Source organism: Streptomyces sp. NPDC111656, assembly GCF_055656965.1.
In genome coordinates this window covers 274,729-288,524 of record NZ_JBVKCA010000013.1, presented here as the reverse complement: position 1 = coordinate 288,524, position 13,796 = coordinate 274,729, and the positions used below count along the sequence as shown (strand labels likewise).

Sequence of the window (13,796 nt, the reverse complement as noted above, 5' to 3'; positions counted from 1 at the left end):
TCGGCTCCCCTGGCCGTCGTCAGGGCTTGACGATGACCTTCAGCGCCTCGCGGTCGGCCATGGCCCGGTAGGCGTCCGCGGTGTCCTCCAGGCCGACGGTGCGGTCGAAGACCCGGCCCGGCTCGATCTTCCCCTCCAGGATGTCGGGCAGCAGTTCCTCCATGTAGGCGCGGGCCGGGGCCACACCGCCGGTGATGGTGACGTTCTTCGCGAAGTCCATGAAGCCGAAGGGGATCTCGCCGTACTGCGGTACGCCGACCCGGCTGATCGCACCGCCCGGGCGGACCACGCCGAGACCCGTCTGGAAGGCCGACAGGGCGCCGACGCACTCCAGCACGGCGTGGGTGCCCATGCCGCCGGTCAGCTCCTTCACGCGAGCGATGCCTTCTTCGCCGCGTTCGGCGACGACCTCGGTGGCCCCGAACTCGACGCCCAGGTCGGTGCGGTCCTTGTGCCGGCCCATCAGGATGATCCGCTCGGCACCGAGCCGCTTGGCGGCCAGGACGGCGGACAGGCCGACCGCGCCGTCGCCGATCACGGTGACGGTGGTGCGCTCGTCGACACCGGCCTTGACCGCGCTGTGGTGGCCGGTGCACAGCACGTCGGAAAGGCTGAGCAGGGAAGGCAGGAGGGCGGAGTCCTCGGGCACCGGCAGCTTGACCAGGGTGCCCTGGGCCTGCGGGACGCGGACCGCCTCGCCCTGGCCGCCGTCCACGCCGTTCGGGCCCCACTGACCGCCGTGCGGGCAGGCCACATGCAGACCTTCCCTGCAGAAGACGCAGGTGTTGTCCGCCCAGAGGAAGGGCGCGACCACCAGGTCCCCGGCCTTCACACCGGACACCTCGGAACCAGTCTCCTCGACGATGCCGAGGAACTCGTGTCCCATGCGCCGGCCCTCTCCGGAGGCAGGCATGGAGGCGTACGGCCACAGGTCGCTGCCGCAGACGCAGGCGAGGACCACCCGGACGATCGCGTCGGTGGGGTTCTGGATCTTCGGGTCGGGAACGTCCTCCACACGGACGTCGCCGGCACCGTACATGATGGTTGCGCGCATGAAACTCTTCCGATCTTGCTTGATGTGAGGGGTTGGTCGACGGAGTGCGGCAGCTCAGTAGCGCCCGCCCTCCGGTGTCGGCAGGGCGGCCAGTTCGGCCAGGTCCGCAGGGCTCAGCTCCACGTCCGCGGCGCCCGCGTTGTCGAGCAGGTACGCCGGGTTCTTGGTCCCGGGGATCGGGATGACGTACTCGCCCTGGGCCAGCACCCAGGCGAGCGCCACCTGCGCCGGGCTGGCGCCGATCCGCTCGGCGATCTCCCGCACCTTGGCGACGAGGGCCAGGTTGGTGCGCAGCGCGTCCTGCTGGAAGCGGGGCATCGAGCGGCGGAAGTCGTCGGCGGGCAGGTCGTCGAAGGTGGTGAACCGGCCGGTGAGGAAGCCCCTGCCCAGGGGCGAGTACGGCAGGAAGGCGATGCCCTGCTCCTGGCAGTACGGCAGCACCTCGTCCAGCCAGTCGCGGGTCCACAGCGACAGCTCGGACTGCACCGAGGCCACCGGGTGGACGGCCTGGGCCCGCTTGATCTGCTCGACGGTGACCTCGGACAGGCCGATGTGGCGGGCCTTGCCGGCGGCCACCGTCTCGGCGAGGGCGCCCCAGGTCTCCTCGATCGGCACCGCCGGATCCACGCGGTGCAGCTGGTAGAGGTCGACATGGTCGGTGCCGAGCCGCCCCAGGCTCTCGTCGATCGACAGCCTGACGTGCTCCGGCCGACCGTTGGGGCCGCGTACGGGGCGGCCCTCGGCATCCCGGGACAGGACGCCGACCTTGGTGGCCAGCACCGCCCGGCCACGGCGGTCCTTGAGCGCCCGGCCGACGAGTTCCTCGTTGGTGAGCGGCCCGTACACGTCGGCCGTGTCGATCAGGGTCATACCCAGGTCGAGGGCCTGGTGGATCACCTTGACGGAGGTGGTGTCGTCGCGCGGGGCCTGTGTGTCGTAGGCATGGGTCATGCCCATGCAGCCCAGGCCCAGGACGCCGAGTTCGGGGCCGCCGGGGCCCAGTGTGGTGGTACGCATGACTGTTGCTCGACCTCCTGCTAGCCCTTGTCCTGGCCTTCGACGATGTTCTTGAGCTGAGTGACCGCGCTCATCGCGCTGGGCCATCCGGCGTAGAACGCCAGGTGCGTGAAGGTCTCGACCAGCTCGTCCTCGGTGAGCCCGTTCTCCAGTGCCCGGCGCAGGTGGTTGCCGAGCTGCTCCGGGCGGTACAGGGCCGCCAGGATGGTGACGGTGATCAGGCTGCGGTCACGCGGGGAGAGACCCGGACGCTCCCAGACGTCTGCGAACAGCACCTCGTCGGTCAGCTGGACCAGCTTCGGCGCGAAGGCTCCGAGCGCCTTCTGGGCAGGGGTCGGCTCGTCTGCCATGTCTGAACTCCTTGGGTACGGGTGCACGGGGTCGAGGTTCAGAGGTTGATCAGCTGGTTCATCTCCGCTTCGAGGCGGTCGCCCGCGGCCGGAGTGAGGTCGTTGAGCTTGCCGAGCTGCTCGGCGGTCAGCTCGACCGCGTCGGCGGCGGTGTTCTCCTCGACGCGGGAGACCCGCTTGGTGCCGGGGATGGGGGCTATGTCGTCGCCCTGCGCGAGCAGCCAGGCCAGGGCCACCTGCGCCGGGGTGGCGCCCGCCGACGCGGCGACCGCCTCGACCTCATCGACGAGGGCCAGGTTGCGCCGGAAGTTCTCCTCGGTGAAACGCGGATTGGTCAGGCGCCGGTCGGTGGCGTCGAACTGTTCGGTGGAGCGGATCTTGCCGGTCAGGAAACCGCGGCCGATCGGCGCCCAGGGCACCAGGCCGATACCGAGCTCCCGCAGCACGGGCAGGATCTCCGCCTCGATGTCACGCGTCCACAGGGAGTACTCCGTCTGCAGGGCGGCGACGGGGTGGACGGCGTGGGCGCGGCGGATCGTGGCGGGGCCGGCCTCGGACAGCCCGATGTGGCGGATCTTGCCCTCGGCGACCAGCTCGGCGAGGGCGCCGACGGTGTCCTCGATGGGCGTGGCCGGGTCGACCCGGTGCTGGTAGTACAGGTCGATGTAGTCGGTGCCGAGCCGCCGGAGAGAGCCCTCGACCGCGGCGCGGATGTTCGCCGGGCTGCTGTCGGGCGTGCCCGGCGTGCCGTCGCCTGCGCCTGTGTACGAGACCAGGCCGAACTTCGTCGCCAGGACGACCTGGTCCCGGCGGCCCCGGACGGCCCTGCCGACGAGTTCCTCGTTGACGAAGGGTCCGTAGATCTCGGCGGTGTCGAGGAGGGTGACGCCCAGGTGGAGCGCGCGGTGCACGGTCCGGACCGACTCGGCGTCGTCCGTGCCGTGGCCGGTGTAGACGCCGCTCATCCCCATCGTGCCCAGGCCGATCCGGGACACGTCCAGGCTGCCCAGCTTGATGTGCTTCACGGTTGGCGATTCCTTCGTTTCCAGGGCGCCGACAGATGCCTCCTCGGCTCCCCTGGGGTGCCGGGTCTTACGCCACGGAGCAGTGCATCCGGGGCCCTCTCTGTGTCAGGCCCTTCGCGCCGTGCGGAGTCGGCCCATCAAACGGAGAGGCCGTCCGCAACATCACCCAGCCTCCTCCTCGGCGGTCCGGAGTGGCAGGCCGCGCTGTGCCGGGCAGTGGCGTTCCGTGCTGTGACAGGGCACCCCACACGCCTGCCGTGCAGGTCACAGGACCGGCAGACTGGACGGTATGACACGTGACCAGCAGCAGCCGACCGGCGGCGGCACCGAGCTGGGCCGCTACCTGCGGGCGCGCCGCGCCCAGGTGACCCCCGCCCAGGCGGGCCTGGCCCCCGGCGCAGGGCTGCGTCGCACCCCGGGGCTGCGCCGCGAGGAGCTGGCCACTCTGGCCGGGGTCAGCATCGACTACTACGCCCGCCTGGAGCGCGGCAGGGAGACCCGCCCCAGCCCGTCCGTCGTCGACGCACTCGCCCGCGCCCTGCAGCTGACGCCGGACGAGCACGAGCATCTGCGTACCCTGGCCGCCCACGCCGCCCGGACCGCACCGGATCCTCCAGCCGCGCCGAGCAGGACGGTGCGGCCCGGCGTCAAGCTGGTGCTGGAGAGCCTGCGGCCGAGCCCCGCCTACGTGGCCGGCCGCACCAACGACCTGCTGGCGTGGAACCCCGCCGGGCTGCGTCTGTTCGCCGGTATCGAGGAGTGGCCGCTCAAGCAGCGCAACCTCGCCCGCTACGCCTTTCTCCACCCCGCCGCCCGCGAGGTCTTCGCCGACTGGGAACACACCCTGCGCGGCTGCGTCGCCCGGCTGCGGGTTCTGGCCGGCACCGACCCCGACGCACCCGACCTGACCGCGCTCGTCGGTGAGCTCCTGCTCAAGAGCCCGGACTTCGCCCGGTTGTGGGAGCGCTACGAGGTCAAGGCGCACGCGTTCGGCCGCAAGACCTATCACCACCCCGACGTCGGCACCTTCACCCTCGGCTACCAGGGGATGCACCTGGAGGGCACCCCCGGCCATCGTCTGGTGACCTACTACGCCGAGCCCGGTACGCCCTCCCACGACGCGCTCGTCCTCCTCGACCTCACCGCGGACCACCCGGTCCCGCACGACAGTGGCCCGTCACGAGGGCGTGCACCGAAGACACCGGAAGAGGCCCCCTTCCCCCCGTCCGGGCACCGCGGGCAAGCGCAGGAGGGCTGAGCACGGCCACACGCGCATAGACACCGTGTACGACCGTCCGGTGCGTCGGGTCAGGGCTCCCGTCGCGCCGCGCTCAGCCATGCCCTCCGGGCCGCTGCGCCCGCCCGCCGACCCTTGATCGCGCTTTACAAACCATTAACTTGATCGACTTTAAGATGAATTATCCGGATTGCTTCACTTTGCGACGCCATGCAACTCCCTTTACCCAAGGAGCAAGATGCGTCCCGGTCTCACGAAGCGTCACGTGACTCCCCTTGCCGCGGTCACAGCCGCCGGCGTCGCCCTGGCCGTGGTCACGGCGTCGAACGCCGCCGCCACGGCGTCCCGGTCCGTCCGCACCTCCGCCCCCGCCTCGGCGGGCATACCGAAGGTCACGGTCAAGCCGGTGCCGCTGGCCGCTCGGAACCCGAAACTGCCCGACATCGTGGTGGTCGACGCCGGTGGCACGATCACCTCGACCGCGCGGGACCGCATCAGCTACCTGCACTACGGCCCGGCCCTGACCGACGGCGTCCAGGGAGTCCTGAAGCCGCTGTACCCGGAGCTGGGGAACATCGCCAACGTCTCGGTCGTACGGACCGATGTCACCGGAACCTCGTCCCAGACCACCACGAAGAACATGTACGACCTCTCCCGCACGGTGGACGCGGCGCTCGCCCTTCCCGGGATCGACGGCGTCGTCGTCAACAGCGGCACCAACGTGCTCGAAGAGGACGCGTACTACCTCGACCTGACCGTGCAGTCGAACAAGCCGGTCGTCATCAGCGGGTCGATGCACCAGTCGCAGACCTTCACCACCGACGGCGCGACCAACATGTTCAGCTCGATCCGCCTGGCCGCCAGCGGAAAGACGACCTGCTACGGCACTGTCATGCTGATGAACGACCAGTTCTTCGCCGCCCGGGAGGTCACCAAGACCGACGGCTACCGGATGGACACCTTCGGCGGCGGCAACTACGGCGCCCTCGGCGTCGTCAACGAGGACCACATCCGCACGATGCGCGCCCCAGCCCGGGTGATGAAGTGCGGCCGGAGCTCATGGAAGACGCCCTTCGACCTGTCGAAGAAGAAGGCGAGCGACCTGCCCGCGGTGGACATCGTCAGCGGGTACATCGAGTCCTCGGCGGTCCCGATCGACGCGCTGGTGGAGGCGGGCGACAAGGGGATCGTGACCTCCGGCCACGGTCCCGGCGGCATCTCGACCGCGCAGAACGCGGCCGAGGCGAGGGCGATCGAGAAGGGTGTCCTCTTCGTCTCGGCGACCCGCACCGGCGGCGAGGGCACCTATGACAGCGGGACACCCGGCGTGATCGGGGCCGCGGACCTCGCCCCGCAGAAGGCTCGGGTGCTGCTCCAGCTGGGCCTCGCCTTCAGCGGTGACGAGAACCGCATCCGCAGCTGGTTCACGACCATCGGCGATCCCGAGTTCGACCTGTCCTCCTTCCGCCGCTAGCGGACGGGCGGACCGGCGATATGCCGCGTTCCCCGGAGAACCACGGCCGGGGAACGCGGTTGCCTGCTCACACCGCCTGCTCCCAGTGGTGGCCCTCCCACAGGATCAGCGCGAGGAGGACCGCAAGTCCGCAAGCAAGTGCCGCGGCCCCGCTGGCATACAGCGCGGCGGGAGCGGCCAAGGCGGCGACGGCGAGCGCGGCCCACAGCCGGGCCTGTGGCCAGCTGCCGGCGAGGGTGCGGTGGAAGCAGGCCAGACCGGCCAGGTAGAGGGCGATCCCGATCGGCAGGAGCACTGCCTGGACACCGTCGGACGCGTCGTGGAACTCGTCGATGGCCTTCTCCATGCCGACTGCCGCGACCGCGATACCGAAGACGATGACGAAGTAGGAGTAGCCGAAGGAGTAGACGGCGACGCGGGGTCGCCGGTCCGGCGGAACCCGCTCCAGACGGGCCTCGCTCTCGCGCTCCTCACGTCCGAAGTAGAGCCACCACATCGCCGCGCTCAGGGCCAGCACGAGGAGCGCGCCCACGAGCATCGTGGTCACCTCGTCCTCGCGCGAAGCCACCGCGCCGACCTCGGCGATCGACTCGCCGAGCACGATGATCACCGCGAGTCCGTGCCGCTCAACGAAGTGGCCGACACCCACCGTGAACTCACCGACGCCGGTGACGATCGGCGTCGCCACCACGATGGCCCAGGCCAGCAGCCACAGCCAGGGCCGCACGCCCGGCGGCACGAGGCCGGCGGCCAGGACGACGAGAGCCATGACCACGTTGAGCGGCCCGACCCGCAGGATGCCGCGATGCCCCGACGTCCCGATGAATCCGACCAGGTGGATGAGGACCACGAGAAGGTAGCTCGCGCCGAACAGCCAGGCCCACGGACCGCGTTCGGCGACCTTCGGGACGGTGATCGACATGACGAAGAACCCCACGGTGCCGGCCAGGAGGAGCAGCCGGGGGCCGGTGCGGTCCAGGTCCAGCGTGTTGGTCAGCCAGGCGTAGCCGCCGTACATCCACCAGATGATCGACAGCAGCATGGCCACCCGGCCGAGGCCGACCAGCGTCGGCAGCTCGTCGAGGACGGACGCGACCTGCGTGATGGTGAAGACGAAGACCAGGTCGAAGAAGAGCTCCAGCGGCCGGACGGATTCCACCGTGCCCTGCTCCGCGGCACCAGCCTCGGTTGTCTCATCGGTCACGGCGGCGACCGTGCCCATGCCCGCGCCGGCACACCGGGCGGCCGGGCCGCCGCGCGCGTGTCCCGCGTCCTGAACTGCTGGTGGCGAGCAACTCCCGTTCCTTTCTCACGCCAAGTCGCCCAGTCTCCCGAACCCCTGACCTCACAAGTGGTCCCGTGGGGTGCCCTGTCACACCACGGAACACCACTGCCTGGCACAGCACGGCGTTCCACACAGGGCTCACAGGCAACAGGGTGAAGACATGTCGGCCCTGAACAAGAAGATCGCGACCGCGGCCATGCTGGGGATCTCCGCGTCCGCAGCCGTCGCCGGCTGCGCGAACACGGCCCCGGACCCGGACAGCAGCAGCACGGCTACAAGCAGGCGTCCGGAGTACGAGAACGGCGACTACCGCGCGACCGGGCAGTACGGAAGCGGCCCGTCGAGCATCACGGTGTCCCTCACCCTCGACGACGGAGCGATCACGGCGGTCGAGGTCACCCCGCACGCGACGGATCCGACCTCGCTCGACTACCAGGAACGTTTCGCCGACGCGGTACCGCGACTCGTCGTCGGCAAGAAGATCGACGACGTGCGTCTGGACCACGTCGCCGGTTCGAGCCTGACTCCCGACGGATTCAACGCCGCGCTCCAGCAGATCAAGAGCGAAGCCGCCGGCTGACCCACCCCGCACCGCGAGTAGCACCCCATCCTTCCCCCCAGCAGCAAGAGAGAGTGGGCATGTCTACCGAACTTCCGGAGTCACTGGTTCCGCCCCCCTCGGACCCGTCACCGCCGCCCTCACGCCGTACGTTCATCGCGACGTCCGCCGCTGTGGGCGGCGCCGTTGTGGCAGGCAGCGTGCTCGCGGGCCCGGGCTCGCTGGGTGCCACGGAGGCGGCTGCCGCCGACGGACCGCCCAGCAGCCAGGTCACGGTGAGCGTCAACGGCACGCGGCACACCGTCACGATCGACAACCGCACCTCGCTCCTCGACCTGCTGCGTGAACACCTCGGGCTCACCGGCTCCAAGAAGGGCTGCAACGCCGGGGCGTGCGGAGCGTGCACAGTCCTGGTCGACGGCCGCCGGGTCAACTCCTGCCTGACACTCGCGGTCCGTCTCGACGGTGCCGACGTCACCACGATCGAGGGCCTCGACCGAGGTGGCCGACTGCACCCGCTCCAGGAGGCGTTCGTCGAACAGGACGCCTTCCAGTGCGGCTTCTGCACCCCGGGCCAGATCATGTCCGGCGTCGCCTGCATCCAGGAGGGCCACACCGGCTCCGCCGAGGAGATCCGGGAGTGGATGAGCGGCAACATCTGCCGCTGCGGCTGCTACGTCAAGATCGTGCGCGCGGTCGAGCAGGCCGCCGCGGACGGGAAGTGAGGGCCGGTGCATCCCTTCTCGTACACGAAGGCCGCCGACACCCGCGAAGCCCTCAACGCGGGCCGCAGCGGCGGACGTTACCTCGCCGGCGGCACGACTCTCGTCGATCTGATGCGGGAGACGGTCGAGCGCCCCGGCTCGCTGGTCGACATCAGCGCCCTGCCCCTGCGCCAGGTCACGGTCACCGAGCGCGGAGGCCTGCGGATCGGCGCACTGGTGCGGATGGGCGAGGCCGCCGCGCACCCGAAGGTGCGCACCACCTACCCGGTGATCTCACAGGCACTGGAACTGAGCGCCTCGGCCCAGCTGCGGAACATGGCCACCATCGGCGGCAACATCATGCAGCGCACCCGCTGCACCTACTTCCGTGACGTGACCGCCGCCTGCAACAAGCGCGAGCCGGGCTCCGGTTGTGCCGCGCTGGAGGGCTTCAACCGCGGTCACGCGATCCTGGGCGCATCTGACGCATGCGTGGCCACCCACCCCTCGGACGTGGCCGTCGCCTTCGCGGCCCTGGAGGCGAGTGTGCGCCTGGTGGGCCCGGACGGGCGGGAGCGCGGCGTCGCCTTCGCCGACTTCCTGCTGAAGCCGGGCAGTACACCGAACCGCGAACAGGCCCTGAGGCAGGGGGAGTTGATCACCGCTGTCGAGATTCCGGCCCATCCCCGTCCGCTCCGCTCGGGCTACCTCAAGGTCCGTGACCGGCAGTCCTACGAGTTCGCCCTCACCTCCGCCGCCGTCGCGCTGCACATCCGCGGCGGAGTCATCCGCGAGGCGAAGGTCGCCGCCGGAGGAGTGGGCACCGTGCCCTGGAAACTGCCGCGGGTCGAGGCGCACCTCATCGGTGAACGCCCTTCGGACGCCCTGTGGGCAGCGGCGGCCGAGCAGGCGGCCGAGGGCGCCCGGCCCCTCCAGCACAACGGCTTCAAGGTCGAGTTGCTCGAACGGACCGTCGAACGCCAGCTGCGCATCGTAGGAGGCGGCGCATGAGCCCCCAGCCACAAGCCGCCGTCGGTTCTCCGCTGTCGCGGGTCGACGGACGCCTGAAGGTCACCGGCCGGGCCGACTACGCCGTCGACCACGACATCGACGGCACGGTCCACGCGGTCATCGTCGACAGCAGCATCGCCGTCGGGCGGATCACCGGCATCGACACGAGCGCCGCCGAGGCCCAGCCCGGCGTCCTGACGGTGATCACCCACCTCAACGCACCGACCCTGCCCTACCGGGACAACGCCGGGTCGAACAACCCGCCGGGCAGAAGGCTGCGGGTCTTCCAGGACGACCAGGTCCTCTTCCACGGCCAGCCCGTCGCCGTCGCGGTCGCCACCACGCTGGAGGCCGCGCAGCACGCGGCGAGCCTGGTCGAGGTCACCTACGACGCCCAGGAGCCGTCCACCGACCTGAGCGACCACAGCCTCCCGACGAACACCCCCACGACCTACACGCGCGGCGACGCGCAGACGGCCCTGGCCTCGGCGGCCGTGCGCCTGGAGATGACCTACCGGCTCGCCCGCAACCACCACAACCCGATGGAGCCGCACGCCACCACCGCCCAATGGGACGGCGACCGGCTGACCGTCTGGGACAAGACCCAGTGGGTCATCGGCGGCACCCAGACCGAACTGGCCGCCGTCTTCGGGATCCCCCTGGGCTCGGTGCGGGTCATCTCCCCGTTCGTCGGTGGCGGGTTCGGCAGCGGTCTGCGGACCTGGCCGCATGTCACCGTGGCCGCACTGGCCGCCCGCGAGACCGGGCGGCCGGTCAAGCTGGCCCTGACCCGCAGGCAGCAGTACTTCGGGGCCGGATACCGGCCCGCCTACGAATACGGGATCCAGCTGGGCAGCGACCCCACCGGGCGCGTGACCGCTGCGGTCCATGACCTGCGCTCCGAGACCTCGGCCTACGAGACCTTCGCGGAACGGGGCGTCCTGCCGCTGGGCCAGGTCCTCTACGGCACGCTCAACGTCAGCCAGACGTACCGGACCGTGCCGCTTGACGTGAACACCCCGGTGGCCATGCGCGGACCCGGCTTCGCCACCGCCGCCTTCGCCGTCGAGTCGGCCATCGACGAACTCGCCCACGAACTCGGCATCGACCCGATCGAACTGCGCCTGCGCAACGAACCGGCGACCGACCCTTCCAACGGACAGGCGTTCTCCACCCGGCGGCTGCGCGAGTGCTACGCCACCGGCGCCCGCGAGTTCGGGTGGAGCGGCCGTGACCCGGCCCCCCGCTCCACCCGCGACGGCGACTGGCTGATCGGCACCGGCATGGCCGCCGGCGTCTACCACACCCTGCGTGCGGCGGCGCAGTCATCGGTCCGCCTGAACGCCGACGGCACCGCCCTGGTCCAGTCCGCGACCAGCGACATGGGCCCCGGCACATACACCTCCATGACTCAGGTCGCCGCCGACGCCCTCGGCCTGCCCATGCGCCGGGTTGCCTTCCGGCTCGGCGACTCCGTCATGCCCACTGCCCCGCTGCACGGCGGCTCTCTCACCATGGCCAGCGTCGGCTCCGCCGTCCAGGACGGCTGCGACCGGCTGAGGCAGCAGGCGATCCAACTCGCCGTCGGGGACGAGCAGTCGCCGCTGTACGGCGCCGACGCCGATACCGTCGTCGTACAGGGCGGCCGTCTGTACGTGAGCGGCGATCCCTCGCACGGGGACACCTACGCACAGCTGCTGGCCCGCAACAACCGCGACAGCCTGGAAGTCCTCGGGTCCTACACCCCGGCACAGTCGCGGCTCACCATTGACGCCTACGCCGCCGTGTTCGCCGAGGTCGCCGTCGACGCCCGGCTCGGCCTGGTCCGGGTACGGCGGATGCTCGGCGTCTACGACGTGGGACGGGTGATCAGCCCCAAGCTGGCCGACAGCCAGGCCCTGGGCGGCATGGTCGGAGGCATCGGCCAGGCCCTGCTGGAGCACACCGTCACCGACCACCGCGACGGCCGCATCGTGAACGCGAACCTGGCGGACTACCTGGTCCCGGTCAACGCCGACGTGCCCGACCTCAGGGTGATCTACCTCGAAGGGGAGGACCGCGAGGCCGACCCGATCGGCGTCAAGGGCCTCGGCGAGGTCGTGCTGGTCGGAGTGGCACCGGCCCTCGCCAACGCGGTCTTCCACGCGACCGGCCGCCGTGTCCGCGACCTGCCCATCACCGCGGACGCGCTGCTCTGAGCCCCTCTCGGGGGCCCGGCGGTCCGGCCCGCGCGACGCACCCGTCACACCGACGGACGTCCGCTCGACCCCGCCTCCCGGAATCCCGGCAGGCGGCCCCCTCATCAACACATCACCCGCGAGGAAAACATGATCAAAATAGGACCCTGGAGGAGACGCCACGGTCTGCCGGCCGCCCTGCTGGGCGCCCTGGCCCTCGTCGCATCCCTGAGCGGTGCGGCGGGAGCCACCCAGCCCTCGGCCGAGCCCGCCGCCGGCCCGGTCGCCTGCTCCACCGACGCCCTGCGAGCCTCCCTCCACATCGACCACGTGACCGTCACCGGCGCACAGGTCAACACGACCGGGAAGTTCGCGCCCGCGGCCGGCGTCGAGTCCCAGTTCGGCGGCCCGTTCACGAACCTGCCCTCCTACTGCGACGTCACGCTCACCCAGACCGATCCGGCGAACGACCACATCACCCTCAAGATGTGGCTGCCCGACCGGTGGAACGGACGATTCCAGGGCGTCGGGGGCGGCGGATTCGCCTGCGGCATCAACTACGGCCTCATGGCCACCGCTATGACCAACGGCTACGCCTCCGCGTCCACCAACTGCGGCCACGACAACTCGTGGCTCGACGGCAGCTTCGCACTGAACGTCGACCGGACCCTCAACCACCCGCTGATGGACAACTTCGCCTCCGTCGGCATCCACGACATGACGGTCACCGGCAAAGCCGTCACCCGCACGTACTACGCCGAGAAGCCCGCCTACTCCTACTTCAACGGCTGTTCCAACGGCGGCCGCATGGGGCTCATGGAGGCCCAGCGGTACCCGGACGACTACGACGGCATCGTCTCCGGCGCGCCGGCCACCAACCTGACCCGGTTCATCCCCGCACTGATCTGGCCCCAACTGGTCATGAAGGAGAGCCACGACCTCCTGCCGACCTGCAAACAGCAGGCGTTCAAGGATGCCGTGGTCAAGGCCTGCGACAGCCTCGACGGTGTCACCGACGGAGTGATCGGCGCCCCCGACGCGTGCCACTGGAACCCGAAGCGGCTCATCGGGGTCCAGACGGCGTGCGGCACGATCACACGCACGGACTCCGACGTCATGGCCAAGATCCTTCAGGGACCGCGGTCGCACGGCCGGTTCCTCTGGTACGGGCTGGAGAAGGGCGCCGCCCTCTCCTACCTGGGCGTGGTCACCACCACCGGCGATGCCGCCACCGGTCGGCCGATGCCGCTCGCCACCACCTATCTGGGATCGTGGCTCCAGCGCAACCCGGACTGGGACTGGCACACGCTCACCTACGACCGGTTCAACCAGCTCTTCGACCAGAGCGTCAAGGAGTTCGGCAGCACGCTCGCCAGCGACGATCCGGACCTGTCCGCGTTCAGGAAGAGCGGCGGCAAGATCGTGCTCTGGCACGGGCTCGCCGACCCGCTGATCTTCCCCCAGGGAACGGTCGACTACTACCAGCGTGTCCAGCAGGCCAGCGGCGGAGCCGCGGCGACGAACTCCTTCGCGCGCCTCTTCCTCGCCCCTGGCGCCGAGCACTGCGCCAGCGGAGCCGGGCCCGCGCCCAGCGATCCACTCGCGGCCGTCGTGAACTGGGTCGAGCACGGCAAGGCGCCGAAGACCCTCCCCGCTGAGCTCACCGACCCCAGCACCCACAAGGTGACCGTGACGCGGCTGCTGTGCGCGTACCCGCTCGTCGCCCGGTACACCGGGCGGGGCGACACCGCAGACGCGGGTAACTACCGCTGCGCGGCCCGCTACACAGGCTGACGTCGTGTCCGGTGCGCACCTCGCGCACACCATGGTGGTGGGGGGGGGGGGGCGAGAACCGACCCCACATCCAAAGAGGGGTGTAGTATTGTCGGAAAGGGGGCGTCCC

Annotated in this window: 12 protein-coding genes; 7 read left to right on the top strand and 5 right to left on the bottom strand. The window is 70.5% G+C overall.

Annotation, left to right across the window (positions count from 1 at the left end; genetic code table 11):
- Nucleotides 1–19: 19 nt before the first annotated feature.
- From ACZ7M3_RS33510 to ACZ7M3_RS33495, 4 genes are read right to left on the bottom strand one after another with little or no spacing between them, the layout of a single operon-like run.
- A complete protein-coding gene (locus tag ACZ7M3_RS33510) occupies nt 20–1,054 on the bottom strand; it encodes a zinc-binding dehydrogenase (RefSeq protein ID WP_472068183.1) in 1,035 nt (344 codons plus the stop codon).
- A gap of 54 nt (nt 1,055–1,108) precedes the next feature.
- Nucleotides 1,109–2,071 carry an aldo/keto reductase gene (locus ACZ7M3_RS33505; RefSeq protein ID WP_472068181.1) on the bottom strand — a complete coding sequence of 321 codons (963 nt, stop codon included), beginning with the start codon at nt 2,069–2,071 and terminating at the stop codon, nt 1,109–1,111.
- A 20-nt stretch (nt 2,072–2,091) separates the two neighbouring features.
- Nucleotides 2,092–2,421: a carboxymuconolactone decarboxylase family protein gene (locus tag ACZ7M3_RS33500; RefSeq protein WP_403768737.1), complete on the bottom strand. Its 330-nt coding sequence runs from the start codon at nt 2,419–2,421 to the stop codon at nt 2,092–2,094.
- 38 nt (nt 2,422–2,459) lie between these two features.
- Entirely contained in the window at nt 2,460–3,446 is a 987-nt protein-coding gene (locus ACZ7M3_RS33495) for an aldo/keto reductase (protein WP_472068179.1), read from the bottom strand.
- A gap of 289 nt (nt 3,447–3,735) precedes the next feature.
- On the opposite strand from ACZ7M3_RS33495, the gene ACZ7M3_RS33490 reads away from it, so the two are divergent.
- Both ACZ7M3_RS33490 and ACZ7M3_RS33485 read left to right on the top strand, forming a co-directional pair.
- Entirely contained in the window at nt 3,736–4,704 is a 969-nt protein-coding gene (locus ACZ7M3_RS33490; protein ID WP_472068177.1) for a helix-turn-helix transcriptional regulator, read from the top strand.
- A gap of 244 nt (nt 4,705–4,948) precedes the next feature.
- Complete coding sequence (locus ACZ7M3_RS33485) at nt 4,949–6,157, top strand: asparaginase (RefSeq protein WP_472068175.1); 1,209 nt, start codon at nt 4,949–4,951, stop codon at nt 6,155–6,157.
- Nucleotides 6,158–6,224: 67 nt separating this feature from the next.
- On the opposite strand, the gene ACZ7M3_RS33480 is transcribed toward ACZ7M3_RS33485, so the two are convergent.
- Complete coding sequence (locus ACZ7M3_RS33480) at nt 6,225–7,361, bottom strand: low temperature requirement protein A (protein WP_472068173.1); 1,137 nt, start codon at nt 7,359–7,361, stop codon at nt 6,225–6,227.
- A gap of 241 nt (nt 7,362–7,602) precedes the next feature.
- Between ACZ7M3_RS33480 and ACZ7M3_RS33475 the strand changes: the two genes are divergently transcribed.
- From ACZ7M3_RS33475 to ACZ7M3_RS33455, 5 genes are all read left to right on the top strand, one after another.
- A complete protein-coding gene (locus ACZ7M3_RS33475) occupies nt 7,603–8,022 on the top strand; it encodes an FMN-binding protein (RefSeq protein WP_472068171.1) in 420 nt (139 codons plus the stop codon).
- A 59-nt stretch (nt 8,023–8,081) separates the two neighbouring features.
- Nucleotides 8,082–8,726 carry a (2Fe-2S)-binding protein gene (locus tag ACZ7M3_RS33470; RefSeq protein ID WP_472068169.1) on the top strand — a complete coding sequence of 215 codons (645 nt, stop codon included), beginning with the start codon at nt 8,082–8,084 and terminating at the stop codon, nt 8,724–8,726.
- 6 nt (nt 8,727–8,732) lie between these two features.
- The gene (locus tag ACZ7M3_RS33465) at nt 8,733–9,716 is read left to right on the top strand and encodes an FAD binding domain-containing protein (RefSeq protein WP_472068167.1); all 984 of its coding nucleotides are present in this window, start codon (nt 8,733–8,735) and stop codon (nt 9,714–9,716) included.
- On the top strand, nt 9,713–11,914 hold the full coding sequence (locus tag ACZ7M3_RS33460; RefSeq protein WP_472068165.1) for a xanthine dehydrogenase family protein molybdopterin-binding subunit: 2,202 nt from the start codon (nt 9,713–9,715) through the stop codon (nt 11,912–11,914). The genes ACZ7M3_RS33465 and ACZ7M3_RS33460 overlap by 4 nt, the downstream gene beginning before the upstream one ends.
- A gap of 129 nt (nt 11,915–12,043) precedes the next feature.
- Nucleotides 12,044–13,687, top strand: coding sequence for a tannase/feruloyl esterase family alpha/beta hydrolase (locus ACZ7M3_RS33455; protein WP_472068163.1), 1,644 nt, complete (start codon nt 12,044–12,046; stop codon nt 13,685–13,687).
- The last annotated feature ends 109 nt before the right edge of the window (nt 13,688–13,796 follow it).

Coding starts and splice junctions, on each gene's coding strand:
- ACZ7M3_RS33510 (WP_472068183.1), bottom strand. CDS start 1,054: ATGCGCGCAACCATCATGTACGGTGCCGGCGACGTCCGTGTGGAGGAC.
- ACZ7M3_RS33505 (WP_472068181.1), bottom strand. CDS start 2,071: ATGCGTACCACCACACTGGGCCCCGGCGGCCCCGAACTCGGCGTCCTG.
- ACZ7M3_RS33500 (WP_403768737.1), bottom strand. CDS start 2,421: ATGGCAGACGAGCCGACCCCTGCCCAGAAGGCGCTCGGAGCCTTCGCG.
- ACZ7M3_RS33490 (WP_472068177.1), top strand. CDS start 3,736: ATGACACGTGACCAGCAGCAGCCGACCGGCGGCGGCACCGAGCTGGGC.
- ACZ7M3_RS33475 (WP_472068171.1), top strand. CDS start 7,603: ATGTCGGCCCTGAACAAGAAGATCGCGACCGCGGCCATGCTGGGGATC.
- ACZ7M3_RS33470 (WP_472068169.1), top strand. CDS start 8,082: ATGTCTACCGAACTTCCGGAGTCACTGGTTCCGCCCCCCTCGGACCCG.
- ACZ7M3_RS33460 (WP_472068165.1), top strand. CDS start 9,713: ATGAGCCCCCAGCCACAAGCCGCCGTCGGTTCTCCGCTGTCGCGGGTC.
- ACZ7M3_RS33455 (WP_472068163.1), top strand. CDS start 12,044: ATGATCAAAATAGGACCCTGGAGGAGACGCCACGGTCTGCCGGCCGCC.